Origin of the sequence: Actinoplanes sp. SE50/110 (genome assembly GCF_900119315.1) — a bacterium.
Classification (GTDB): Bacteria; Actinomycetota; Actinomycetes; order Mycobacteriales; family Micromonosporaceae; genus Actinoplanes.
This window is the reverse complement of sequence record NZ_LT827010.1, coordinates 2,516,549-2,540,730: the sequence shown is the minus strand read 5'-3', so window position 1 is coordinate 2,540,730 and position 24,182 is coordinate 2,516,549. Positions and strand designations below refer to the sequence as shown.

Here is a 24,182-nt window from a genome sequence, read left to right as displayed (position 1 = left end):
AGCCGGGGTGCCCGGCTCGCGGCCCGCCCCTCACCGTCGTTTCTTGGGCAGGTCGAACTGGTCGGCCCGGCGGCAGTCCACGTGGTCGCCGACCGCGTCCTTGCCCAGGTCGGCGAGCGCCTTGCGGGCCCGGGCCCGGCCCAGGTTCCAGGCGTACCACGGGTCGGGTCGCGACAGGTCCTGGGCGATCCAGCTGAGCGTGCACCGCCGGACCGGATCGGGCAGTCTGGTCAGTGCCGGGGTGGCGTCGGCGGACAGGGCCCGCAGATACCAGGCGTCGATCTTGCCGGTCTCGGCGTAGCGGGTGGCGTTGCGGCTCGCCGCGTACCCCTCGGGGTCGAGGACCGCGAGGCCGAGCAGCATGAGCACGGCGAGACCGACGGTGGCCCGCGGGATCCACCGGCCCTGCCAGCGGATGCCGGCCGCGGCGACCATCACGAAGATCGTGCCGAGCAGGATCTCCAGCGACATCACGAAGATCCGCTCGCCGGTGAAGCTGTACACCTTCTGGTACGCCCACATACGGGACAGCGCGGACGCCACGATCACCACGCTCAGTCCGCAGATCAGGCCGAGCAGGACGCGCAGCAGCAGCCGGTCGCGCGGGTCGTCGCGTTTCGCCCAGCGGGCCAGGGCGGCCAGCACCACCAGCGACAGCAGGGTGACCGCCACCAGCTGCCAGAAGCCGCTGCGGGCATACTGCGCGTAGCTGAGCCCGGCGGTCTCCAGCACGTGCCGGCTCCCGCCGAACATCACCGTGAACTGCACCGCCACGAACCCGCCGAACAGCAGCACCAGCGCACCCGCGGCCGGCGCCCACTCGACCAGACCGAACCGGCCGTGACCGGGTCTGTCCATGCTGGAGGTGACCGGCGGCGCCGACAGGGTGTAGATGCCGGCCACCGCGATCAGGCCACCGACCACGGCCAGGAACACCCAGCGGAACACCGACCCGACGTTGATCTCGGGAACCGCCTTGCCGAGCAGCGTGGAGAACGCCACGTCCGCCGACGACAGCAGCGCGCCGAACACCAGCAGCACCAGGATGGTGAGCACCGCGGAGAAACCGATGCGCCGGGCGATCCCGGGGTTGCGGCTCGCCCGCAGGTGACGGCGCACCCAGGGCAGACCGGAGATGGCGGCGTACGGCGTTGCCACCAGACCGAAGAGGATCGACCGCACCTGGCGGCCCCCGACGATCGCCAGCGTGGCACACCCGAGCGCGCCGAGAATGCTGAACGTCACCAGCCACCACGCGTTGCGGAACGCCGGGACCAGCAGCAGGGCCAGCGTCGCCAGCGCCCAGCCGGACCGGATCCACCGCTCGTAGACGGGCAGTTCGGCGGAGCGCCGGATCGCGCCGACGATGCCGAGCGCCAGCACCAGGAAGCCGAGGAACCAGCCGATCCCGGACCGGTTCAGCGGCAGCAGGAACGCGAACCCGAGCGCGCCGGCCAGCACCCCGGCGGGCACCGCGCGGCCCCGGGTGGCGGTGGGTCCGGGCCAGTACTTGGCACGGAACGTCTGCCACGGGGTCGGCGGCGGTTCGTAGCGTCCGAACGGCCCGTGCGGGAACGGCTCCGTCCGCACGGGAACGTCGACCGGCACCGGCCAGCCGGACGCGTGCGCGGCTCCGACGGGCATCGGCGCGGGCGCAGGTCCCGGCACGGGCGCAGGTCCCGGCACGGGCGCAGGTCCCGGCACGGGCGCAGGTCCCGGCACGGGCGCAGGTCCCGGCACGGGCGCAGGTCCCGGCGCGGGCTCCGGCGCGGGTTCCGGCACGGGCGCGGGCTCCGGCGCGGGTTCCGGCGCGGATTCCGGCGCGGGCGCGGCGGGCGTCGCGCCCGGCGGCGGGGTGGCCGCGGCCGGGCCGGGACGGTCGGCGACGACTCCCGGGCCGGCACCGGCGGCCGGCGCGGTCCGTTGCGGGGACGCCGGGGCGGCGACCGCGACCGGTGTGGACGGCTGCGCCGGCACCATCGGCACGAACAGTGCGTACCCCCGGGTCCCGGACGGAATCTGCACCGGGATCGCCCAGGCCGGTCCCCCGTCCGGCCAGACCATCGACGGAATCGCCTCGGTCGGCGGCATGACCAGAAGTTGAGGCGCCGGCGTCGGTTCCGCCGGATCTCGTTGCTCAGGTGGCAGGTCGGCCACAGCACCCTCCTCGATGGGTCGGTCCGCACAACATAGGGGTTCAGCACCACAGATATCAACGCTGGAACGGAACCGTTCCGCCCTGACGGCACGAATCCGGGAGGTAATCCGAGGCACCAGAGATGTCGATGGAGTCACCGCCACCGACAGTCGGGAGGCGGTGGCGCAGCGCACACCCGGGACTCGGATGACGGTGAGAGCGCTCTATCGCTGCCGGCCGATACGGAGGTCGGCTTCGATGGCGGCGGTGGCGGCCAGCAGCGGTGGCAGGAGACGCTCGCGGATGGTGTCGACGGTGGCGCGGGCGGCGTGGACGGAGATGTCGAGTGCACCGGCCGCCGCGCCGGAGCGATCGCGGATCGGGGCGGCGATGGCACGCAGCCCCTCCTCCAGCTCCTGGTCGACGACCGCGTGCCCGTCGGCGCGGACCCGGCGCAGCTCGGCGCGCAGCTCGCCGGGGGTGCGGATGGTGCGCCCGGTGAGCGGCTTGAGCTCGGCCCCGGACAGGTAGGTCTCCAGGTCCGGTTCGGGCAGCGCGGCGAGCAGCACCCGGCCCATCGACGTGGCGTAGGCCGGGAACCGGGTGCCGACGTTGATCGACACCCGCATGATGCGGCTGGTCGGCACCCGGCTCACGTAGACGATGTCGGGTCCGTCCAGGACGGACAGGGAGGACGACTCGCGGACCTCGCCGACCAGGCGTTCCATGTGCGGCTCGGCGACCTCGGGGAGGGTCAGTCCACCCAGGAAGGCGTAGCCGAGTTCGAGCACCCGCGGGGTCAGCGAGAACAGCCGGCCGTCGGTGCGCACATAGCCGAGATCGGTCAGGGTGAGCAGGAATCGGCGGGCCGCGGCGCGAGTGAGTCCACAGTGGCGGGCCACCTCGCTGAGTGTCAGCTCGCGGTGCTCCGCGTCAAATGCACGGATGACCGCCAGGCCTCGTTCCAGGGACTGGACGTAGTACGGTTCCCGCGTCATCGGATGATCGACACAGGTCGTTGACGTGACACGAGCCACATTCTAGCGTTCTCCATGAGAACTTTCGTTCGTTGTGCGCACACATCTACGGAGGAACAGATATGCGGCGGCGTTTGCTCGCGGGCCTGGCACTGGCGCTGGTGGCCGGCACGGTCGCGGCCTGCGGCTCGGACAAGGACTCCAGTTCCTCCGGCGGATCGTCCGGGGGTGTGGACACCGTGACCGTGGGCGTCATCCCGATCGTCGACGTCGCCCCGATCTACCTGGGCCAGTCGAAGGGCTTCTTCAAGTCCCGCAACATCGAGCTCAAGCTGGAGGCCGGCCAGGGCGGCGCGGCGATCACGCCCGGTGTGGTCAGCGGCCAGTTCCAGTTCGGCTTCTCCAACCTGACCTCGCTGATGATCGCGCAGACCAAGAACCTGCCGATCAAGGTGGTCGCGGCCGGCGTCTCGTCGACCGGTGTGCAGGGCAAGGACTTCGGTGCCGTGGTGGTCAAGGGCAGCAGCCCGATCAAGACCGCCAAGGACCTGGAGGGCAGAAAGATCTCGGTCAACACCCTGAAGAACATCGGCGACACGGTCACCCGCGAGTCGGTGCGCAAGGCCGGCGGCGACCCGAGCAGGCTGCAGTTCGTCGAGATGCCGTTCCCGAACATGCCGGCCGCGCTGGACGGCGGCCAGATCGACGCCGCCTGGGTGGTCGAGCCGCAGCTCACCACGATCAAGCAGGCCGGCGGCCGGGAGATCGCCTCGACCTACGTCGACGCCGCCCCGGACCTGACCGTCGCCGCGTACTTCACCTCGCAGAACCTGATCGCTTCCAAGCCCGACCTGGTGAAGCGCTTCACCGAGGCGATCAACGAGTCGCTGACCTACGCCGACGCCCACCCGGACCAGGTGCGCCAGATCCTCGGCACCTACACCAAGATCGACGAGAAGATCCGCGCCGCCGTGGTCCTGCCGAAGTGGCCCACCGAGATCAACAAGGCGTCCGTGCAGACGATCGCCGACCTCGGTACCCAGGACGGCATCTTCAGCACCGCTCCGGACCTGGGCAAGCTCCTGCCGTGACGTCCGCGCGCCGTGGCAACCCGGTCCTGCTCGGCCTCGCCGGGCCGGCCGGGTTGGTCCTCATCGTCGAGCTGCTGCCCCGGCTCGGCCTGGTCAACGACCGGTTCCTGCCGCCGGCCAGCCGGATCGCCGGCGCGCTCGCCGACGAGGTGGCCACCGGGGCGTTCTGGCAGTCGCTGGGCGACACGCTGTACGCGTGGGCGGCCGGCCTGCTGATCGCGGTGGCCGCCGGGGTGCTGGCCGGGCTGCTGATCGGCTCGGTGCCGGTGCTGCGCGCGCTGACCGCGTCCACGGTGGAGTTCCTGCGGCCGATCCCGTCGGTCGCGCTGATCCCGCTCGCGGTGCTGCTCTACGGCACCCGGCTGGGCTCCACCCTGCTGCTGGTCTGCTACGCCGCGTTCTGGCAGGTGCTGGTGCAGGTGCTGTACGGGGTGGCCGACGTCGACCCGGTCGCCGAGGAGACCGCGCGCAGTTTCCGGTTCTCCGCGTGGGGCCGGGTGCGGCACGTGCTGTGGCCGACCGCGCTGCCCTACGTGTTCACCGGCGTGCGGCTGGCCGCCTCGGTGGCCCTGGTCCTGGCGATCACCGCCGAGCTGGTGATCGGCGCCCCCGGGCTGGGCAAGGAGATCGCCACCGCGCAGAACTCCGACGCGGTGCCCACCATGTACGCCCTGATCGTGGTCACCGGCGTGCTCGGCGTGCTGATCAATCTACTGACGCGCACCGGCGAGCGCCGCCTGCTGGCGTGGCACCAGTCGGTGAGAGGCGAGGCGGGCGTCTGATGGGCGTACTCAAGAAGTGGTCTTTGGCCGTGATCCTCCCGATTCTGCTCTTCGCCGGGTGGTTCTGGCTCAGTGACGACAGCAGGAGCTACTACGCGCCGCCGCTGCGGCAGATCCTCCAGGCGTTCGGCGACACCTGGACCCTCGACCGGCTGCGCACCGACGTCGCCCCCAGCCTGGTCCGGCTGCTCGCCGGCTTCCTGCTGGCCGCGGTGATCGGGGTCGGTCTCGGCGTCGCGATCGGCCTGAACCGCAAGCTGCGGGCGGTGCTGGAACCGGCCCTGGAGTTCTTCCGGGCCGTCCCGCCGCCGGTCCTGGTCCCGGTGATCATGCTGTTCGCCGGGATCGGCAACGGCATGAAGGTGATCGTGATCGTCTCCGGCTGTGTCTGGCCGATCCTGCTCAACACGGTCGAGGGGGTGCGCGCCACCGACAGCGTCGTGCTGGACACCGCGCGCGCCTACGGCGTGACCGGCCCGGCGGGGCTCACCCGGGTGATCCTGCCGTCGGCGTCCCCGCAGATCGCGGCCGGTCTGCGCCAGGCGCTGTCGATCGCGATCATCCTGATGGTGATCAGCGAGATGTTCGCGTCCAGCAACGGCCTGGGCTTCACCATCGTGCAGTTCCAGCGCAGTTTCGCGATCCCGGAGATGTGGAGCGGGATCATCCTGCTCGGCCTGCTCGGCTTCGCGTTGTCGCTGTTGTTCCGGCTCGCCGAGCGGCGGGCGCTGCGGTGGTACGAGGGGCTGCGCGCGGCGCGGCGCCGGGCCGGTTAGGAGGGCCAGCATGCTGGAGGTCAAGGGCCTGCGGAAGGTCTACAGGTCGGGCGGCCGGGAGGTGGAGGCGCTGCGCGATCTCACCTTCACCGTCGAGGGCGGTGACCTGGTCTGCCTGGTCGGGCCGTCCGGCTGCGGCAAGACGACGCTGCTGCGCTGTGTCTCCGGCCTGCTCACGCCGACCGCCGGCGAGGTCCGGGTGGGCGGCCGGGAGGTGGCCGGGCCGCCGCCGGGGATGGCGGTGGTCTTCCAGGAGTACGGCCGCAGCCTGTTCCCCTGGATGAGCGTGCGGGACAACGTCGAGCTGCCACTGCGGCAGAAGGGTGTCGCCCGGGCGCGGCGCCGGGAGCTGGTCGAGTCGTCGCTGGACGCGGTCGGTTTGGGCGGGACCGCGACGGCGTATCCGTGGCAGCTGTCCGGTGGCATGCAGCAGCGGGTGGCGATCGCGCGGGCGGTCGCCTACGAGCCGGAGACGCTGCTGATGGACGAGCCGTTCGCGGCGGTCGACGCGCAGACCCGGGCCGATCTGGAGGATCTGGTCCGGTCGCTGTGGCAGCGGCTCGGGGTGACGGTGCTGTTCGTGACCCACGACATCGACGAGGCGGTGTACCTGGGGCAGCGCGTGGTGATGCTGTCGTCGTCGCCGACCGTGGTGCAGGACGAGCTGGTGGTGGACCTGCCGACCGACCGCGATCAGCTGCACACCCGGGCCGATCCGCGGTTCATCGAGCTGCGCGCCCACGTGTACGAGCAGATCCAGCTGGCGAAGAAGAACGCCTGACGCCGGGGTCCGGGGCATGCTCCCGGACCCCGGCGCCGATTCAGCGGCCGACCGCCGCGCGAATCACGTCACGGGCGGTGTCCGCGGTGGCCGCGCTCTTCTTGCTGAGCGCGGAAACCGCGGTCGGGTCCGGCTGCGGCACCGGCTGGCACTGCTTGTCGGACCGGTTGCCGTGCACCCGCGACGGCAGCGCACCGGTCGCCAGGTAGGCGGCGACGGTGTCGTCGGTGCAGGCCACCCCGCTGAGCGAGCCGGCGTGCGTGGTGCCGCCGACGCCCTCGATCAGCACCGAGCGCGGGAAGAGCTTACGCACCTGCAGGGCTCCGGAGTACGGCGTGGCGGCGTCGTCGGTCTCGCTGATCAGCAGGACCGATGGAGCCTTCGCACCGTTGATCCGCACCGGGGTGCCCGGCTTGGCGCCCCAGGTGGTGCAGGGCGCGTTGTACCAGGCGTTGTTCCAGGTGATGAACGGGTACCGGGAGTAGATCGTCCAGTTGTCCTTCTGCCACTTTGACCAGTTGGTCGGCCACTTCACGTCGCTGCACTGGGTGGCCAGGTACATCGCGTAGTTGTTGTCGGCGCCCGGCGCGCCCGGCTCGCTGTAGCTGGCCAGCAGCAGGCTCGGGTCCTTGTCGTTGACCCAGGCCGCGAACGCGTCGGCGACGTCCCGCCAGCCGTAGACGTAGTAGCCGGCCGAGACGAAGATGTCGTTCCACTCGTCCGGGCCGATCTTGCCGGCCGCCGGCGCCTTGCGGAGCTGTTGCAGGACCGAGTAGTACTTCTTCTTCACCGCCTTGCCGGTGACGCCCAGGTGGTAGACCGCGTCGTACTTGGCGATCCAGGTGAAGTAGACGTCCATGTTCTTGTCGAACTGGATGTCCTGGTCGAGGTTGGCGTCGTACCAGACGCCCCGCGGGTCGACCACACCGTCGAAGACGGCCCGGCGCACCCGGTCCGGGTGCAGGGTCGCGTAGACCTGGCCCAGGTACGTCCCGTACGAGAAGCCGTAGTAGTTGATCTGGCGCTGGCCCAGCGCCTTGCGCAGGCTCTCCATGTCGGCCACCGAGTCGGTGGTCTTGACGTGGTCGAGCAGCGCGCCGCCGGCCCGGTCACACGCCTTCGCGTAGCCCGCGGCCTTCTTCAGCCAGGTCTTCTCCAGCGACCGGGTGACCGGCACGTAGTACGGCCGGTTGTAGCCGGCGTAGTTCACGTCGCAGGACAGGGCCGGCACGCTGGAGCCGACGCCGCGCGGGTCGAAGCCGATCCAGTCGTAGTAGTCGCCGGCGTGGTCCGGCACCGACTCGCCGATCACCGGCAGACCGAGACCACTGCCGCCGGGGCCACCCGGGTTGGTCAGCATGACGCCCTGGTACTGCGCGTCGGCCGACTTGTGGTTGATCCGGGACACCGCAATCTTGATCTTGGTGCCGTTCGGTTTCGCGTAGTCCAGCGGAACGGTGAGAAAGCCGCACTGGGCGTTGCGCGCCTTGAGGCTCGCCCGGGTGCAGGTGCCCCAGTCGATCGGCGGCGGGGTGTAGCCGTCGTCGTGGCCGCTGTGCGCCACGGCGGCGACCGGGATCGTGCCGGCGCCGACGAGCAGGCCGACCGAGGCGGCGACGGTGGCCGCCAGGATTTTTCGCATCCCTTGCCTTCCGTTGTCGAAATCGTCCTGCCGGCGATGGTTCGCCCGGACGATCTCCGCAGACTAGCCATTCACCGATGGAGATGCGTTCCACCGATCGGCTGACCGCGCTCTCCACCGCACGCTCGGGAGACCGGGCGAGGCTCGGCGACCCGCGCGGCGGCGATGCTCCCGGTGTCGATGCGGCAACGGGATGGGGGCGCCGGGATGCGCAAGGTCGTTCGGTTCATGGGTTGCTACGTGGCACTCAGCTTCTCGACGCTGGGCGCGATCGTCGCCCTGCGCGACACGCACTACGTCACCGACGCGGTCGGGGTGCGGGCCTCGCTCGTCGCGCTGGCGTCGCTGATCTCGCTCCACCTGTCGGTGCGGGCGCTGCGCGGCAGCCGCGGGGCGCTGCTGCGGCTGCGGATCGTCACGGCGATCATGCTGGTCGCGATCGTGGTGATCGCGGCGCTGCCCGGGATGTTCCCGCTCTGGTTCAGGCTGGAGCAGGTGGCCTGCGGACTGCTGCTGCTCACCCCGGTCATCCGGATCAACCGGAAGCCGGCCCTGGCCTGAGATCGAGGATCCGGAAACGGAAGGCCCCCCGGCGGGGGCCTTCCGTTTTGTTGCTCGGGTGCGTAATACTCGGTAGCGAGCATTCACACCACGAGGAGCGAGATGGCGAAGCGGCGCAAGGTGGGCAACCTCCTCGGGTTGCACATCCTGGCGACGCTGAGCATCGAGCCGATGCACCCCTACGAGATGGCCGCCCGGCTCAAGGAGTTCGGCAAGGATCAGGACATCAAGATCCAATGGGGATCGCTCTACACGGTCGTGCAGAACCTGGAGAAGCACGGCTTCATCGAGGCGGCGGAGACGGTCCGGGACGGCCGTCGGCCCGAGCGCACGGTGTATCGGCTGACCGGGAACGGCCGCGCCGAGCTGACCGACTGGATGCGCGAGCTGGTCGGCACTCCCGCACGGGAGTTTCCGAAGCTGCAGGCGGCGCTCTCGGTGCTCGGCGTGCTCCCGCCGGACGAGGTGATCACGCTGCTCGAGCAGCGCCTCGCCACCCTCGCGATGGAGAACGATCGGATGCGGGCCGACCTCGACGGCAACCGCGCGGTGGTCCCCCGGCTGTTCCTGGTCGAGGCGGAGTATCGGATGGCGATCCGGGACGCCGAGGTCACCTGGCTGACCGGGCTGCTGACCGAGATGCGCGAGGGCACCATGGCCGGTCTCGCCGCCTGGCGGCGGATCCATCGGACCGGCGAGATGCCCACTGATCTCTCGGAGTTCATGACGATCACCGAGACGTGAGAAAAGCGGCCCCGGCCGGTGCGGGAACACCGGCCGGGGTCGTGCCCCATCAACCGGCCGCGGGAACGGCCCGGCTCATCCGAGGCGTGTAGCAGCAACAAGGATAACCGGGACACGGCCCGTGGCGATCTGGAGAAGGATCACCATGAGTGATGCCGTGACGGCACAGGAACTACGCAAGAGTTATCCCGGCGGGGTGCGGGCCCTCGACGGGCTCACCCTCACCGTCCGCGCCGGCGAGGTGTTCGGCCTGCTCGGGCCGAACGGCGCCGGCAAGTCCAGCACCGTCAAGATCCTCACCACGCTGGCCCGGCCGGATTCCGGCGGCGCGACCGTGGCCGGGCACGACGTGCTGCGCCACCCCGACCGGGTGCGCCGCACGATCGGCGTCGTCCCGCAGCGCTCCGCGCTCGACCCGATGGCGACCGGAAAGGACAACCTCCGGCTTCAAGGGCGTCTCTTCGGCGTACGCGGTGGGCAGCTCACCCGGCGCGTGGACGAGCTCCTGGAGCGCTTCGGTCTGGGCGAGGCCGCCGGCCGGGCGGTCCGCGGCTGGTCCGGTGGCATGCAGCGCCGCCTCGACGTGGCCCTGGCCCTGATCCACCGGCCCGGCGTGCTCTTCCTCGACGAGCCGACCACCGGGCTGGACCCGGAGGGGCGCGCCGAGATGTGGACCGAGATCGGCCGGCTCGCCGCGGACGAGTCGATCGCCATCCTGCTCACCACGCACTACCTGGACGAGGCCGACCGGCTGGCCGACCGGCTCGCCATCGTCGACGGCGGCCGGATCGTGGCCGAGGGCACCCCGGAGAGTCTGAAGGGGGAGTTGCGGGGTGATGCCGTACATCTGCAATTGGCGCTGCCACCGGATGAGCCGCAGGCGCGGCGGGCCATCGCGCACGTCGCCGGCCTGCGCGACATCGCCCTGGACGGGCGGACGCTGAGCGCGCGGGCCGACGACGGCGCGGCGGCGGTCCCGGCGGCCCTGGCCGCCCTCGAATCGGCCGGGATCGGCGTCGCGACGGTGACCGTCGCCCGCCCCTCGCTGGACGACGTGTATCTGCGCCACGCGGGACGGAGGTACGCGGCATGACGACCCTGGTGACGCACACCTGGTGGATGACCAACCGGCGGCTGAAGGTGCTGATCAAGCAGCCGGCGTTCGTGGTGATCCTGCTGATCCAGCCGGCCATCTGGCTGTTGCTGTTCGGCAACCTGTTCCGGAAGGTGGTGGAGCTGCCCGGCTTCGGCGGCGGGTCGTACCTGGACTACATCGTGCCCGGTGTGGTCGCGATGACCGCGGTGTCGTCGAACATGTGGTCCGGGATGGGGGTGCTCGAGGAGATCGAGCGCGGCACCATGAACCGGCTGCTGACCACCCCGGTCGCCCGCGGCGCCATCATGAACGCGCTGGTCGTCGAGCAGGCGCTGTCCACCGCGGTGCAGGTGGCGGCGATCGTCCTGCTCGGGCTGGCCGCCGGGGCGAGCTACCCGGGCGGCGCGGCCGGCCTGGTCGTGCTGCTGGTCACCGCGCTGCTGCTCGGGACGATCTTCAGTGCGCTCTCGAACACGGTCGGGATGCTGGTCCGGCAACGCGAGACGATCATCGGGATCAACACCCTGCTGCTGTTGCCGCTCACCTTCCTGTCCTCGGCGTTCATGGCGGCGACACTGATGCCGTCGTGGATGCGGCGGATCGCGGAATTCAACCCGGTGAACTGGTGCCTGGCGGCCGCCCGGGCGGCGATGCGGGACACGCCCGACTGGGGGGTGGTGCTCAGCCGCGGCGGATGGCTGCTCGCGCTGGCCGCGGTGATGATCTTCCTGTCCACGCGGACGTTCCGGGCGTACCAGAAATCGGTGTGATCCAGCGGACATGACCTCAGGGTCGTCGGGCGGGTCCCGATGGTTGCGGCCGTCCCTGGACCGGAACGGAAACGAGGACCCGCACCGATGACGAGCCCCGCGCAGCCCGCCGGATGGTACGCCGACCCCAGTGGTCTGCCCGCGACCCGATGGTGGGACGGCCAGCAGTGGACCGACCACCTGCAGCCCGGGCCGGCGGTGCTGCCGCCGACCGCGGGGCTGGGCGGCTACTACCCGGCGGCCGCGCCGTCCGGGCCGCTGGTGCCGGGGGCACACACGGTCGCGCCGCCCGACCCGGAGGCGGCCGCGATCTTCGCGCACTCGGCGGCGTCGGCCGGGGCCGCGTTCCCGGCGGCGCGGCCGGTGGCACCGGGACCGGCGGGTGGCGCTCTACCGGCGCCGCCCGCCGAACTCGTCGACTACGCCATCCCGCCGGTCGACTCCGCCGCGCCGCTCAGCGGCTTCGGGATGCCGGCGCCGGCCGGCGACCCGGAGAAACGGCCGGCTGCCCAGCACGCGACCGGCCTGCTGACGCATCCGCTGCTGCTGGGCACCCTGGCCGTCGTCGTCCTGGTCGCCCTGATCGTGCTCACCGTGCTGCGCTGAGCGCGCCGGTCGTGGATCGGACAGCGAGCAAGGGCCGTCGCGCACGCATGGAACACCCGGGCAGCGGGGTACCTGACGACCATCGACACGAGCGGCCGCGTCCGGGTCGCGGGAGTCCGAAGTGACCGATCACGGATAGAACGGCGTGGGCCGCCGGACCGGCGGCTAGCGTGGTGATCGTCGCTCGACGATCACCCGCGGCGCGGCCGGCGTCCGGACGGAGGTCACCACCATGGCCGAGCACGCGGCCGCGCAACGCCGGAACTGGCTCGTCGCCCTCGGCGCGGCGGTGATCCTGCTGATCCTGCTCGCCCTGACGCTGTCGTTCTGCGATCGGAACGGGGGCGCCGGCACCACGGCGGGGCCGGCGACGACGGCCAGCAGCGAGACGCTGCCACCGGTGTCCGGGCCGGCCTCGCGGCCGGCGTCAGCCTCGGCGTCGCCGGGCACGCTGTCACCGAAGACCGTGACGACCGCCGACGATCCGACGACCAAGCCCTCGCCGTCGCACTCGGCGTCGCCGTCGCACCGGCCCAGCTCCAAGCCCGACCGGACGCCGGCCGGTGGCGTCGACGCCGGGGGCGGCAGCGGGCTCGACGGCCGGCGCCTGGCACTGCTGGTCGGCGGCGCGTTCCTGCTGCTCGCGGCGGTGATCACCGGCCGGTTCGGCTTCGGCCGCGCTCGATGATCCGCAACCGTCGGGCCGCCGTCTTCTCCGTTCTGCTGGCAGTGCTCGGGGCCACCGTCACCGTGCTCGGCCTGATCACCGACGACGCGCTGCCCGACCCGCCGGCCGTCACCCCGGCCTGGGAGGACGTGCCGGCGCCACCGGCACCCACCAGGTCGAGGACGCACCGCTCGCAACCCACCGCGCTGGACATCCCGGCGATCGGTGTGCACACCCCGATCACCCCGATCGGGCTGCGCGGTGACGGCACCCTGGACGTGCCGCCGCTGCGCTCCGACGCCCCGGCCGGCTGGTACGACGGGTCGCCCACCCCGGGCGAGCCCGGTCCCGCGGTCGTCGTCGGCCACGTCGACACCGCGCGGGACGGCGCGGCGGTCTTCTACCGGTTGCGCGAGCTCAAGCCGGGCGACACCCTCACGATCCGACGCAGCGACCGGTCGACCGTGACCTTCACCGTCGTCAAGGTCGCCAGTTATCCGAAGAAGGCGTTCCCGAGCGACGAGGTGTACGGGCCGACGGGCGGCCCGGCGCTGCGCCTGATCACCTGCGGGGGATCGTTCGACCGGAGCCGTCGCAGCTATCGGAGCAACATCGTCATCTATGCGGTCGAGGCCGCCTGAGCGCCGCTCGCCGGTAACGTGAAACCGATTCCGGTACCGGTTCCGGCGGTCTGTTCGGTTCTCGGTTCCGGAACCTGGGCGGCTTGCCCACATTGGATGCCGTATGCCTTTTCCCCGCTCTTGACATGGAGGTACGCCGATTGCTTCCGTGACCTGGATCATTGCGATCTTGTTTCCGGAAGGGGTCCCTCCGTATGTCGACCATCCGCCGGCGCACCGCGCTGCGCCGGACCACCGCCGGAGCGTTCGCGCTCGGCCTGGCCCTCACGGCCGTCACGGCCCAGGCCTCGCCGGCCGCCGCACATTCCACATCCGCCGTGCCCAACCTCGGCCCACACGTCACCGTCTTCGACCCGAGCCAGCCGATCGCCGACATCCAGGCCACCCTGGACGCCGCGAACGCCAAGCAGGTCGACAACGAGATGGGCACCGACCGGTACGCCTTCCTCTTCAAGCCGGGCACCTATGGCACCGCCGAGCACCCGCTGCAGGTCAAGGTCGGTTACTACACCGAGCTGGCCGGCCTGGGCGCCAACCCCGGCGATGTCGTGATCAACGGCAAGGTCGAGGTGTACAACCGCTGCCTGGAGAACGGCGGCACGAGCAACTGCCTGGCCCTGGTCAACTTCTGGCGGACCGTGGGCAACCTGACCGTCAACATCAACGGGGCGGGCCAGGACGGCTGCCGGGGCACGGCCAACTTCTGGGCCGTCTCCCAGGCCGTCTCCCTGCGGCGCACCCAGTTCACCGGCGGCACCCTGTCGCTGATGGACTACTGCACCGCCGGCCCGCAGTACGCCTCCGGTGGTTTCATCGCCGACACCAGGGCGGAGACCATCGTCAACGGGTCGCAGCAGCAGTGGCTGACCCGCAACAGCCAGGTCGGCAACTGGTCCAACGGCGTGTGGAACCAGGTCTTCTCCGGCGTCGTCGGCGCCCCCGACGAGTCGGCGTTTCCGAACCCGCCGTACACCACGCTGGCCACCACCCCGGTCAGCAAGGAGAAGCCGTACCTGTTCGTCGACGCGCACGGCAGGTGGCAGGTGCAGGTGCCCGCCACGCAGAAGAACACCTCCGGCGTCACCTGGGCCTCGGCCGGGCGCACCCTGCCGCTCAGCGACTTCTACATCGCCAAGCCGGGCGACTCGGTCGCCAAGATCAACCTGGCCCTGGCCCTGGGCAAGAACCTGCTGTTCACCCCGGGCGTCTACGACATCGACCGCACCATCGACGTGTGGCGGCCGAACACCGTGGTGCTCGGCCTCGGCCACGCCACCCTGACCGCGGTCAAGGGCGCCACCCCGGTGCAGGTCGAGGACGTCCCCGGCGTCACCGTCGCCGGGCTCACCATCGACGCCGGCACCGTCAGGTCGTCCGCGCTGCTGCGCGTCGGCCGCGGCCACGGCTTCGGCTTCACCTCGGCGAACAATCCGACCAGCCTGCAGGACGTGTACTTCCGGGTCGGCGGCCCGCACGTCGGCAAGGCCGGCACCGCGCTCGAGGTGAACAGCGACCACGTGCTGATCGACCACACCTGGGTGTGGCGCGCCGACCACGGCGTCGAGGGCTTCACCGGCGGCGACACCGAGCGGTGGAACACCAACATCGGCACCTACGGCGCGGTGATCAACGGGAACGACGTGACCGCGACCGGCCTGTTCGTCGAGCACTTCCAGAAGTACAACACCGTGTGGAACGGCAACGGCGGCACCACCGTGCTCTACCAGAACGAGCTGCCGTACGACCCGCCGACCCAGGCGGACTGGATGAACGGCCCGGTCCAGGGCTACGCCGGTTACAAGATCGGCAACCGGGTCAAGACCCACCACCTGTACGGCGCGGGCGTGTACGTGTTCAATCAGAACAACCCCACGATCCACACCGCGAACGGGTTCGAGGCGCCGCAGACCCCGGGCGTCCACCTGCACCACATCATGACGGTGAACCTGAGCGCCGGCGTGATCGACCATGTCGTCAACGGCGTGGGTGCGGCGGCGGACACCACGAAGGTCGGCGTGCCGGTCTACGTGAACGACTACCCGGCCGCTCCGTAAGAACCATGCGGTGGTCACGCTCCGCCGGAGCGTGGCCACCGCTTGCCCTTGCCTGTGTACGCGGTGAGCCGGGCCCTTTCGTGGACGAGTGGGCACCCTGCGCGTGGCTACGCATGGTGATGTGCGAAGCTGCGCGCTACCACATGCACCCTCATCTCCCGCCCGGAGGCCCGATATGGCAGCATTTTTCTCCCTTGTGGCCGGGGTCGTGGTCGGCCTGATAGCTGGATGGTTCATCCGTGGACGCTCGCTCGGGGCCGCGACGGCTCCCGCGGTGGTCACGCCGGCTGCCGCCACCGAGACCGCGCCCACCACCTCACCCTCCGTTTCGCCGACCGCCGTTTCCCCGGCCTCCGTTTCGCCGGCCTCCCTTTCGTCGAGCTCCGTTTCGTCGACCGCCGAGACCGCTGTCATCGAGCCCGCCGCCGAGGCCGGCACCGAGCGCTTCGACGTGGCCGAGACGGCTGTCGTCGAGCCGGTCGAGGCTGAGGCGGAGGTCGCCGAGCCGGGTGCCGAGACCGTCGTGATCGAGGCCGTCGTCGTCGAGCCGGTCGCTGTCGAGGAGCCGGCTGCCGCGGCTGAGCCGGCCGCGGTCGACGAGCCGATCGTCGCCGCTGAGCCGGTCGCCGCCGCTGAACCGGTCGCCGCCGCTGAACCGGTCGCCGCCGCTGAACCGGTCGCCGCCGCTGAACCGGTCGCCGCCGCTGAACCGGTCGCCGCCGCTGAACCGGTCGCCGCCGCTGAACCGGTCGCCGCCGCTGAACCGGTCGCCGCCGCTGAACCCGTCGCCGCCGCTGAACCGGTCGTGGCCGACGAGCCGGTCGCCACCGACGAGCCGATCTCCGCGGAGGAGTTCATCGACGAGCCGATCGCGGAGGAGGCCGAGGAGGCGTCCCCGATCATCGAGCCGTCCGAGGACCCGGCGCCGATCGACGCGCCGGCCCCGATCGAGGACACCATCGGCGTTCCGGCCCCGGTTCACCAGCCGGACGACCTGACCAGGATTCCCGGCATCGGCCCGAAGGTCGCCATGGCGCTCGCGGCGGCCGGGATCACGACGTACGCCAAGCTCGCCGATTCTGATGTGACCGATCTGAAGAAGGCGGTCAACGCCGCCGGCATGCGCGGCTCCGCCAGCCTGGCCACCTGGGCCGACAAGGCCCGCGAGCTGACCGTCGCCGGCTGAACCCTCCGGTCCGGCCTCCCCGGGAGGCCGGACCGCGGCTGTCGCCCAGGTCACCAAAACTTGATGCGGCAGAAGTAGCAACTCGGGAGTGACCCCGCCGATGTGAGGGGCCGTCCGGTTGCCAGCACGTTTCTAGGAGCTCCCGATGGCCGCGATCACCGCTACCGCCACCGCGTCTTCGACTTCGTCCGACCGCCAGGCCGCGTGGACGCGCCTGCAGACGTACCGCCGCCAGCTCGCCGCCGACCTGATCCCGGTGCAGGCGAGCCCGCAGACCATCAACACCGACCGGGCCGCCGTCGCCGCCGCCGAGGCCGAGGTCGCCCGGATCGAGGGCGTCCGCACGGTGACCGCCGGCAAGGTCGCCTCCACCGCCGTGCAGGCGGAGAGCGCCGCGATCGCGAGCGAACGGTCGTCCGCCGACAGCCAGCGGTCGTCCGCGGCGGTCGCGTCGTCCGCGCCGGTTCCGTCACGATCGTCCGCGGCCGCCCCGGCGTCCGCGCCGGCCGGGTCCCGGGCGTCCGCGGACACGGCGGCCGTGACCGGCCTGCCGTACGGCCGCAGCCTCGACGTCACGGTCTGACGCGGCTGACGGATCTCCGACACACCGGATCCGGTGAAATCGGCACACCGCGCCCGTCCCGCCCCGCACGCCGTCCAAGACCACATCGGACCTGCTAGATCGCCGCACACCGGCCGGAATCCGACAAAGATCAACAACCGAAGGTCATCGACCGCGGACAGTTCGTAATCTTCCAGGGGTTCCGGCTCGGCTCTTCCCGTCGCACCATGGACCAAGGGTGATGCGATGAGCGGGCGACGTCTGGCGGTCGTGGTGACGGTCGAACACCACGACGATCCCGTCCTGCGCCGGTATTCGGTGCCGTCAGCGGACGTGCGGGGTCTCGCCGCCGTGCTGGCCGATCCCGGTCTCGGCGGCTTCGACGTGGAGTTCCTGCAGGACCCGGAGACGTGGGACGTCTATCAGCGCCTGCAGGCCGTCGCCGACAACCGCACCCCCGACGACTGTCTGCTCGTCTACTTCCGCGGCATCTTGCTGTCCGGCCCGGGCGGCGGCCTGTACCTGGCCACCCCCGACACGGTGATGCAGCGTCCCGCCGACACCGCCGTCGACGTGACCCGCCTGGACGCGCTGATCCACCGCAGTCACGCCGGTCAGGTCGTGATCATCCTGGACGGCCGCACCGGCGGCCCGGTCGACGCCGGCGCCTACTTCCCGGCCGCCCACGCCGCCGACAACCGCAGCCGCGTCCTGCTCACCGCCGACGCCCGCCCCGAACCCCCCACTTTCGCCGGCCTGCTCGCCGACGGCCTCCGCGGCGGCGCCGCCGACCGCAACCGCGACGGCTACACCGGCATCGACGAGGTCATCGACCACCTGCGCGAACGCGACCCGTCCGTCCGCCACTGGACGTTCGGCACCGGTCGCCAGCCCTACCTGTCGAAGGTCCGCAAGCCGGGCAGCGACCAGATGGCCCTGATCGCCGAACTGGCCGCGGCGGCCGCCGGCCCCGACCTCCCGCAGGCCGCCCAGGCCCGCACCACCCTGTCCCGCCTCGCCACCGGCAGCGACCGGGTCGCCGCCGCCGCCACCGCCGCCCTGCGCCGCACCTCCCTGCGAGTCCCCGACCCCCAGATCACTTTCGGCCAGACGCTTCCCGGCGGTCCCGCGCAGACCGCCCGGGTCCCGCTGACCGCCCCGCCCCTGGTGGCCACCTCCACCGTGACCACCACCGGCGACGGCCTGCAAGCGGTCCTGGACGGCTCGCACCTCCAGGTCACCTGGCGCCCCGGCCGGTCCTCCCTGACCGGCTCCGTCACCATCGACGGCCCCACCGGCGTCGCCCACCTGTCCGTGACCGGCGAGGTCACCCCGGAGACCTCGGCCCTCCCGAAACCGGGCACCGCCCCTCAGCCCGGACCCGCCCTACCCGGCGCTGCCCCTCACCCCGGCGCCACTTCCCAGCCCGGCGCCACTTCCCAGCCCGGCGCCGCCTCCCAGCCCGGCGCCGCCTCCCAGCCCGGCGCCGCCTCCCAGCCCGGCGCCGCCTCCCAGCCCGGCGCCGCCTCCCAGCCCGGCGCCGCCCTTCACCCCGGCGCTGTCTCTCATCCCGGCGCCACCGCTGAATCCGGCAGCGGGGCTCAATCCGGCGCCGCTGCTCGATCCGGTCAATCCGATGCCACCGGGCAGGGTGGCACCGCCCTCGAACCGACGCTGCCTGCACCACCGCCTCGCTGGGCCGGCGGCAACGGCGTACGGCCCACGTCCGGGGCCCCGGCGGGCCAGCCGCCGTTCAGCGCTCCGGTCGACCCCTGGCCTGACGCCCCCACCTCGACGACCCCGCCCCCGGCCCGGCCGGCGGATCCGTGGCCGACCGCACCCGCCTGGCTGCCCGACGCCAGCCCTCACCACCGGGTCGTCGGCCCGCCCTCCGCACCCGGCTCCCACGACCAGGTCACCAGCCCGCTCCCCACTTCCGGTGCCCCGGATCAGAACACCGACCGCGCCCCGGCCTCCGGCGCGCATGACCAGACGACGAGTGCCCTGACCTCGCCGCCGGCCGCCCATCCGCAGTCCCGTCCGCAGATTTCGCAGGGCCCGTGGTCCGGCGCCCCGAGTCGCCCCGCCGCCCCATGGTCCACCGGCACCACCGAAGACCCGTCCCACCCGAGCGGCACGTGGTGGGCGCAGTCCCCCGGCGCCGGTCAGCAGCCGGAACGCACCTCCCCGACCGTCCCCACCACCCGGCCCTCGGCCCAGCCCCCTTCGCAGCGTCGTCCCGACCACGACGCCACACCGACCCGCACTCCCGAGCCGGCCAGCCCCCTTTCAGCGTCCGCGCCCTCCCCGGCCGCCACTCCCCCGGCCGAAATCCACCCGGCTGGAATCCACCCGGCCGAAATCTGGCCCGGTTCCCCTGCCGAGCCGTCCACCCAGACGGAGAGCCACGTCCCATGGCCGGGCTCCCTCACCGCCATGCAGGCCGACACCACCCCGGCACCTGTCGCCGACGCTCTCCCCTCAACGCTTGAAGCCCCGATCCACCCGCCCGGACCTTCCACCTCTCGCCCCGAGTCCCCGGCTCCTTCTCCTGCTCCCGCCCCGGTTCCCGGTCCCACTCCTTCTTCTGTTCCTGCTCCCGTCTGGTCCGATGTCACGCCCGCCTGGTCCGACGCCGCCTCGACCAGCCCCAGCGACTCCGGTGTGGATCAGGTCGCCCCTCTGACAGATCCCGTTACGCCGAACCATCCGGCGCCCGAGGAGTCCGGCCCACCCCAGGCCGAAGACGACGTGATCGACCACCGAACCGAGTCGCCTGCCGATTCCAGCGCCCGCGAAGCCACACCCCCGAGCGATCCGGAAGCGCTCCGCCTCAGCTCCGGCGCCGAAACACAGGCATGGCCCCCGGATCCAGCCGCCGACCCGGATCCGGTCGACAACCCAGCTGAGGTTGACAGCCCGAGCGCGCCTGACAGCCCCGCCGGGCTCGACAGCCGCGCCGCGGTTGACAGCCGCGCCGCGGTTGACAGCCCCGCCGCGGTTGACAGCCCCGCCGCGGTTGACAGCCCCGCCGCGGTTGACGACCGGAGCACCCCACGCGCAGCGGACATCGCGGATACGCCGAGCACCCCGCCCGCCCCGGCCGAGCAGCACACCACCGGTAACCGATCCGCCGCCGTAGCCGCGGCCGCAGCCGGCGGTTTCGTAGGCGCTTGGCTGAACACACAGTCCTCCCCCAGCGATCCCCCCGTCCAGGAGCAGCCGATCGCGCCGGACCAGAACCCGGGGACGCTGCCCCACAGCCGCCAAGAACAACCAGCATCGAAGGGCGCCGCACCAGCGACACCCCCAACAGCCAACGGCGACACCCCGGCGGCCCCCGACCCGGTAGTACCTGACCCCGCAACACCGGGATCACCGGTGACACCGACGTTGTCGCCTGCCGGCCCCTGGCCCGGCGACCAGCCCTCCGGCCGCGGCGCGTTCTACGCGCAGCAGCCCGGTTTCGGCTGGCAGCAGGCCCCCGCCAACCCCTCCGATTCCGCCGCTCCCCCCGAATCCGTCGGCCCCGCCGACTCCGCCGACTCCGCCACCCCCGCCGAACACTGGACGACCGCTGCCGGCCAGGCCCAGCAGTCCTCCGATCCTGCCGGCCCGTGGCCGGGCACCTCCGATCCCGCCGGCCCATGGCCGGGCACCGCCGTTCCCGGCCAGTCCTGGCCGTCCCGCGGCACCCCGCATGAGCAGAGCGACCGCACAACCGTCTCCTGGGAGGCGGGTTCCGCCGCAGCCGCAGCCGGTGGCTGGCCCCGATCCACCGATCCGGCGACCGACCCGGCAGTCCCCCACCGGCCAGAGTCCCCGGTCCCGACTGGCCCACAGTGGCCGGGTCAAGCCGCCGCGGCAGATCAAGCCACCCCACCGGAACCGCCCACCTGGCCCCCACCCCCACATCCCTCTGCAGCACCGTCGACCGCCCCAGCGAGTGGCGTCGGCCCGGGCGGATCCTCGTCGCGCGTAAGCTGGATCGGCCCGAACGACTGGCCCTCGACAGCCGACACCCCCGGCCATGGACCGACCGGTGCTCCCGGCCATGGACCCATCGGTGCTCCCGGCCCCGGACGAGCCGGCATTCCCGGCGCCGCAACAGCCGGCGCCGCAGGTCCCGGACAGGCCGGCATTCCCGGTGCGGGAATTGCCGGCGCCGCAGGTCCCGGACAGGCCGGCATTCCCGGTGCGGGAATTGCCGGCGCCGCAGGTCCCGGACAGGCCGGCATTCCCGGTGCGGGAATTGCCGGCGCCGCTGGTCGCGGACCGGCCGGCCCCGGCTCCCCGCCGGCACCCCCTTCCGGAACAGGTCCGGCTGATGCTCCCGGAGTCTCCGGCCCCCACAGCGGCTCGGAGACCACGGCCTGGGGTGGCGTCCAGTCCCCGAGCGGATGGCAGCAGGCGCAGACCGCCGCCCCCGCCAATCCGGCATGGCCGACCTCGCCCGCCGGGTGGCCGGCCGCTCCCGGATGGCAGCAGCCCGGCGTAGCGTCGCCCGCGGCGGGTGGCGATCCGGCGTACGCCAATAATCCTCCGCAGGAGAAGCGGCGCCTGCGCGTCGCGGGGATCCTTGTTCTTGCTCTGCTTCTCGCGGCCGGTGCGTATCTCGGCATCCGGTACGCCGCGGGCCGCGGTCGGGAGCAGGCCGCCCCGCCGCCGACGGTGGCTCAGACGCTGACCGGCACGCCGCCGTCGGGGCAGGCGACCGGACCGGCCACGACGACCCCGGCGCCGGCGAGTCTCGGCACCCCGGTCGTGCTGAACACGATCAAGGGGGTCGGCCGGGAGCCGGAGGGTGTCGTCGTCTCGTCGGACAGCAAGACGCTGTTCGTCGCGGATCAGGGCGCCAAGCAGGTTTTCGTCGTCGATGCCGCGAGTGGGAAGGCGCAGCCGGTCGACGTACCGAACACGCCGCGTTTCCTGACCCTGTCGAAGGACGGTGCGAAGCTCTACGTCTCGATGTTCGAGAACGATTTCAGCGCCAACGGGCTCGCGGTGATCGACACGGCGAAGCGCAGCGTGATCACGTCGGTGAAGACGGGGCCACGGCCGTTCCAGCCGGCTGTCGCCGCGGACGGGCGGGTCTGGCTGCCGATCCACAACGGGGCCCGGGTGGAGATCTACGACGGGACGACGCTGGCCCGGTTGTCGCAGATCAGCGTGCCGCCGAATCCGCACTGGATCGCTTTCACGCCGGACGGGTCGCGCGCGTTCACCTCGGATCACGAGTCGAGCCGGGTGTCGGTGGTCGACACGGCGTCGTTGGCGGTGCTGAACACCATCACGGTCGGCCGGTCGCCGCACAGCCTGGCGGTCACCCCGGACGGCGGCACCGTGGTGGTCACCAACTATGACGTCGACACCGTGGAGACCTATGACACGAGGACGCTGAAGCTGACTCAGCGTTATCAGGTGGGGAAACTGCCGCAGGCGGTGCTGGTGTCGGCGGACGGTGCGCACGCCTACGTGGTGAACGAGGGCTCGGACACCCTGTCGGTGCTGGATCTCCCCGCGCGGAAGGTGGCCGCCACGATCCCGGTCGGGGACAGCCCGCGGGTGGTGGGTCTGTCGCCGGACGGCCTGCGGCTGTACGTGACCGCGGGGCGGGACGGTGCGATCACGGTGCTGAAGGCGGCCGACGGCTGACCGGTAATCTCGCCGGGTGCGCCTGCACGGAAACGATACTTTTGGCTACGCTCGACCGCAGAAAGCCCTGGTAGGGTCGCCGCATGCCAACGGATTCCGGCGTCGATCGGGCACGCCTCAGCAAGCTCGCCGAGCGCGAGCGGGCCGCTTTCGCCGAGCGGCATCCGCGGTCCGCGGCGGCTTACGGGCGGGCCGACCACCTGTTCGGCCGCGTCCCGATGACCTGGATGAACAAGTCCGCGGCCGGCTTCCCGGTCTATCTCAAGACCGCGCGGGGCAACCGGCTGACCGACGTCGACGGCAACGATTTCCTCGACTTCTGCCTGGGTGACACCGGGGCGATGGCCGGCCACTCGCCGGCCCCGGTGGTCGCCGCGGTCACCCGGCGGCTGGGCGAGTTGGGCGGCGCCACGACGATGCTGCCGACCGAGGACGCCGCCGCCGTCGGCGCCGAGCTGGCCTCCCGGTTCGGCCTGCCGTTCTGGAGCTTCGCGCTGACCGCGACCGACGCGAACCGGTGGGCGATCCGGTTGCTGCGCGCCGTCACCGGCCGGTCCAAGATCCTGGTCAACAGCTACTGCTACCACGGGTCGGTCGACGAGTCGCTGATCGTCGTCGGCCCCGACGGGCGTGGCCGCAGCCGCGAGGGCAACGTCGGCGCGCCGGTCGACGTGACCGAGACCAGCCGGGTCGCCGAGTTCAACGACCTGGCCGGCCTGGAGCGCGAGCTGGCGCACGGCGATGTCGCGGCGGTGCTGATGGAGCCCGCGCTGACCAACATCGGCATCGTGCTGCCCGAGCCGGGCTATCTGGCCGGGGTCCGCGAGCTGACCCGCCGATACGGGACCTATCTGGTCAACGACGAGACGCACACCTTCTCGGCCGGGCCGGGCGGCGCGACCCGGGCCTGGGATCTCGCGCCCGACGTGCTGACCATCGGCAAGGCGATCGGGGGCGGCGTGCCGGTCGGCGCCTACGGTCTGTCGGCCGAGCTGGCCGACGCGCTTCTCGGTCGCGCCGACCTCGACCTGGTCGACATGGGCGGGGTCGGCGGCACCCTGGCCGGCAATCCGGTGTCGATGGCGGCCACCCGCGCCACGCTGGAGGAGGTACTGACCGAGGGCGCTTTCGCCACCATGACCGCCACGGCGACCGCCTTCGCCGACGGCGTTCAGAAAATCGTCTCTGCGCACCGTCTGCCCTGGTCGGTGAGCCGTCTCGGCGCCCGGGTGGAATATCGGTTCGCCGACCCGGCACCGCGCACCGGCACCGAGTCGGCGGCCGGCGCGGATGCCGAGCTGGAGGACTTCCTGCACGTCTATCTGGCGAACCGCGGCATTCTGCTGACCCCGTTCCACAATATGGCGCTGATGTGCCCGGAGACCACGCTGGACGACGTCAGCCGCCACCATGAGATCTTCGACGCGGCGCTCTCCGCGCTCACCGCTTCCTGA

The 24,182-nt window shown here is 71.9% G+C and carries 20 protein-coding genes; 17 read left to right on the top strand and 3 right to left on the bottom strand.

Going from position 1 to position 24,182, the window contains the following annotated elements:
• Positions 1-30 precede the first annotated feature (30 nt).
• On the bottom strand, positions 31-1,644 hold the full coding sequence (locus tag ACSP50_RS11325; protein ID WP_014689323.1) for a DUF4153 domain-containing protein: 1,614 nt from the start codon (positions 1,642-1,644) through the stop codon (positions 31-33).
• A gap of 211 nt (positions 1,645-1,855) precedes the next feature.
• On the opposite strand from ACSP50_RS11325, the gene ACSP50_RS43860 reads away from it, so the two are divergent.
• The gene (locus tag ACSP50_RS43860) at positions 1,856-2,104 is read left to right on the top strand and encodes a hypothetical protein (protein WP_014689322.1); all 249 of its coding nucleotides are present in this window, start codon (positions 1,856-1,858) and stop codon (positions 2,102-2,104) included.
• Between the two features lie 257 nt (positions 2,105-2,361).
• On the opposite strand, the gene ACSP50_RS11320 is transcribed toward ACSP50_RS43860, so the two are convergent.
• Positions 2,362-3,135, bottom strand: a complete 774-nt coding sequence (locus ACSP50_RS11320) for an IclR family transcriptional regulator C-terminal domain-containing protein (protein ID WP_014689321.1) — start codon at positions 3,133-3,135, stop codon at positions 2,362-2,364.
• A gap of 101 nt (positions 3,136-3,236) precedes the next feature.
• Here ACSP50_RS11320 and ACSP50_RS11315 point away from each other — a divergent pair, with 101 nt between their 5' ends.
• The 4 genes from ACSP50_RS11315 to ACSP50_RS11300 are packed head-to-tail and all read left to right on the top strand — an operon-like array spanning position 3,237 to position 6,544.
• Positions 3,237-4,205, top strand: coding sequence for an ABC transporter substrate-binding protein (locus ACSP50_RS11315; RefSeq protein WP_014689320.1), 969 nt, complete (start codon positions 3,237-3,239; stop codon positions 4,203-4,205).
• A complete protein-coding gene (locus ACSP50_RS11310) occupies positions 4,202-4,987 on the top strand; it encodes an ABC transporter permease (protein WP_014689319.1) in 786 nt (261 codons plus the stop codon). Before ACSP50_RS11315 ends, ACSP50_RS11310 begins: the two co-directional genes overlap by 4 nt.
• A 29-nt stretch (positions 4,988-5,016) precedes the next feature.
• A complete protein-coding gene (locus tag ACSP50_RS11305; RefSeq protein ID WP_231957023.1) occupies positions 5,017-5,763 on the top strand; it encodes an ABC transporter permease in 747 nt (248 codons plus the stop codon).
• A 10-nt stretch (positions 5,764-5,773) separates the two neighbouring features.
• Complete coding sequence (locus ACSP50_RS11300; protein ID WP_014689317.1) at positions 5,774-6,544, top strand: ABC transporter ATP-binding protein; 771 nt, start codon at positions 5,774-5,776, stop codon at positions 6,542-6,544.
• Between the two features lie 40 nt (positions 6,545-6,584).
• On the opposite strand, the gene ACSP50_RS11295 is transcribed toward ACSP50_RS11300, so the two are convergent.
• On the bottom strand, positions 6,585-8,186 hold the full coding sequence (locus ACSP50_RS11295; protein WP_014689316.1) for an alpha/beta hydrolase: 1,602 nt from the start codon (positions 8,184-8,186) through the stop codon (positions 6,585-6,587).
• Between the two features lie 228 nt (positions 8,187-8,414).
• Here ACSP50_RS11295 and ACSP50_RS11290 point away from each other — a divergent pair, with 228 nt between their 5' ends.
• The 12 genes from ACSP50_RS11290 to ACSP50_RS11220 all read left to right on the top strand — a co-directional run bounded on the left by ACSP50_RS11290 (position 8,415) and on the right by ACSP50_RS11220 (position 24,182).
• Positions 8,415-8,747, top strand: a complete 333-nt coding sequence (locus ACSP50_RS11290; protein ID WP_198149519.1) for a hypothetical protein — start codon at positions 8,415-8,417, stop codon at positions 8,745-8,747.
• A gap of 102 nt (positions 8,748-8,849) precedes the next feature.
• Positions 8,850-9,491, top strand: a complete 642-nt coding sequence (locus ACSP50_RS11285) for a PadR family transcriptional regulator (protein ID WP_014689314.1) — start codon at positions 8,850-8,852, stop codon at positions 9,489-9,491.
• Positions 9,492-9,636: 145 nt separating this feature from the next.
• Entirely contained in the window at positions 9,637-10,584 is a 948-nt protein-coding gene (locus tag ACSP50_RS11280; RefSeq protein ID WP_014689313.1) for a daunorubicin resistance protein DrrA family ABC transporter ATP-binding protein, read from the top strand.
• On the top strand, positions 10,581-11,357 hold the full coding sequence (locus tag ACSP50_RS11275; RefSeq protein ID WP_014689312.1) for an ABC transporter permease: 777 nt from the start codon (positions 10,581-10,583) through the stop codon (positions 11,355-11,357). The genes ACSP50_RS11280 and ACSP50_RS11275 overlap by 4 nt, the downstream gene beginning before the upstream one ends.
• Before the next feature lie 87 nt (positions 11,358-11,444).
• Positions 11,445-11,963 carry a DUF2510 domain-containing protein gene (locus ACSP50_RS43355; protein ID WP_014689311.1) on the top strand — a complete coding sequence of 173 codons (519 nt, stop codon included), beginning with the start codon at positions 11,445-11,447 and terminating at the stop codon, positions 11,961-11,963.
• A gap of 232 nt (positions 11,964-12,195) precedes the next feature.
• Positions 12,196-12,651 (top strand): hypothetical protein, encoded by a 456-nt coding sequence (locus ACSP50_RS11265; RefSeq protein WP_014689310.1) that lies wholly within the window; start codon positions 12,196-12,198, stop codon positions 12,649-12,651.
• Positions 12,648-13,271 (top strand): class F sortase, encoded by a 624-nt coding sequence (locus ACSP50_RS11260; RefSeq protein WP_014689309.1) that lies wholly within the window; start codon positions 12,648-12,650, stop codon positions 13,269-13,271. Before ACSP50_RS11265 ends, ACSP50_RS11260 begins: the two co-directional genes overlap by 4 nt.
• A gap of 194 nt (positions 13,272-13,465) precedes the next feature.
• A complete protein-coding gene (locus tag ACSP50_RS11255) occupies positions 13,466-15,325 on the top strand; it encodes a hypothetical protein (protein ID WP_014689308.1) in 1,860 nt (619 codons plus the stop codon).
• Positions 15,326-15,599: 274 nt separating this feature from the next.
• Entirely contained in the window at positions 15,600-16,511 is a 912-nt protein-coding gene (locus ACSP50_RS11245; protein WP_155123477.1) for a helix-hairpin-helix domain-containing protein, read from the top strand.
• Positions 16,512-16,656: 145 nt separating this feature from the next.
• Positions 16,657-17,094, top strand: a complete 438-nt coding sequence (locus ACSP50_RS11240) for a hypothetical protein (RefSeq protein ID WP_014689306.1) — start codon at positions 16,657-16,659, stop codon at positions 17,092-17,094.
• 225 nt (positions 17,095-17,319) lie between these two features.
• Positions 17,320-22,728, top strand: a complete 5,409-nt coding sequence (locus ACSP50_RS44775; RefSeq protein WP_155123476.1) for a beta-propeller fold lactonase family protein — start codon at positions 17,320-17,322, stop codon at positions 22,726-22,728.
• Positions 22,729-22,811: 83 nt separating this feature from the next.
• Positions 22,812-24,182 (top strand): transaminase, encoded by a 1,371-nt coding sequence (locus tag ACSP50_RS11220; protein ID WP_014689302.1) that lies wholly within the window; start codon positions 22,812-22,814, stop codon positions 24,180-24,182.

Coding starts and splice junctions, on each gene's coding strand:
- ACSP50_RS11275 (WP_014689312.1), top strand. CDS start 10,581: ATGACGACCCTGGTGACGCACACCTGGTGGATGACCAACCGGCGGCTG.
- ACSP50_RS11280 (WP_014689313.1), top strand. CDS start 9,637: ATGAGTGATGCCGTGACGGCACAGGAACTACGCAAGAGTTATCCCGGC.
- ACSP50_RS11265 (WP_014689310.1), top strand. CDS start 12,196: ATGGCCGAGCACGCGGCCGCGCAACGCCGGAACTGGCTCGTCGCCCTC.
- ACSP50_RS44775 (WP_155123476.1), top strand. CDS start 17,320: ATGAGCGGGCGACGTCTGGCGGTCGTGGTGACGGTCGAACACCACGAC.
- ACSP50_RS11320 (WP_014689321.1), bottom strand. CDS start 3,135: ATGACGCGGGAACCGTACTACGTCCAGTCCCTGGAACGAGGCCTGGCG.
- ACSP50_RS11255 (WP_014689308.1), top strand. CDS start 13,466: ATGTCGACCATCCGCCGGCGCACCGCGCTGCGCCGGACCACCGCCGGA.
- ACSP50_RS11220 (WP_014689302.1), top strand. CDS start 22,812: ATGCCAACGGATTCCGGCGTCGATCGGGCACGCCTCAGCAAGCTCGCC.
- ACSP50_RS11260 (WP_014689309.1), top strand. CDS start 12,648: ATGATCCGCAACCGTCGGGCCGCCGTCTTCTCCGTTCTGCTGGCAGTG.
- ACSP50_RS11240 (WP_014689306.1), top strand. CDS start 16,657: ATGGCCGCGATCACCGCTACCGCCACCGCGTCTTCGACTTCGTCCGAC.
- ACSP50_RS11325 (WP_014689323.1), bottom strand. CDS start 1,644: ATGCCCGTCGGAGCCGCGCACGCGTCCGGCTGGCCGGTGCCGGTCGAC.
- ACSP50_RS43355 (WP_014689311.1), top strand. CDS start 11,445: ATGACGAGCCCCGCGCAGCCCGCCGGATGGTACGCCGACCCCAGTGGT.
- ACSP50_RS11285 (WP_014689314.1), top strand. CDS start 8,850: ATGGCGAAGCGGCGCAAGGTGGGCAACCTCCTCGGGTTGCACATCCTG.
- ACSP50_RS11300 (WP_014689317.1), top strand. CDS start 5,774: ATGCTGGAGGTCAAGGGCCTGCGGAAGGTCTACAGGTCGGGCGGCCGG.
- ACSP50_RS11295 (WP_014689316.1), bottom strand. CDS start 8,186: ATGCGAAAAATCCTGGCGGCCACCGTCGCCGCCTCGGTCGGCCTGCTC.
- ACSP50_RS11290 (WP_198149519.1), top strand. CDS start 8,415: ATGGGTTGCTACGTGGCACTCAGCTTCTCGACGCTGGGCGCGATCGTC.
- ACSP50_RS11315 (WP_014689320.1), top strand. CDS start 3,237: ATGCGGCGGCGTTTGCTCGCGGGCCTGGCACTGGCGCTGGTGGCCGGC.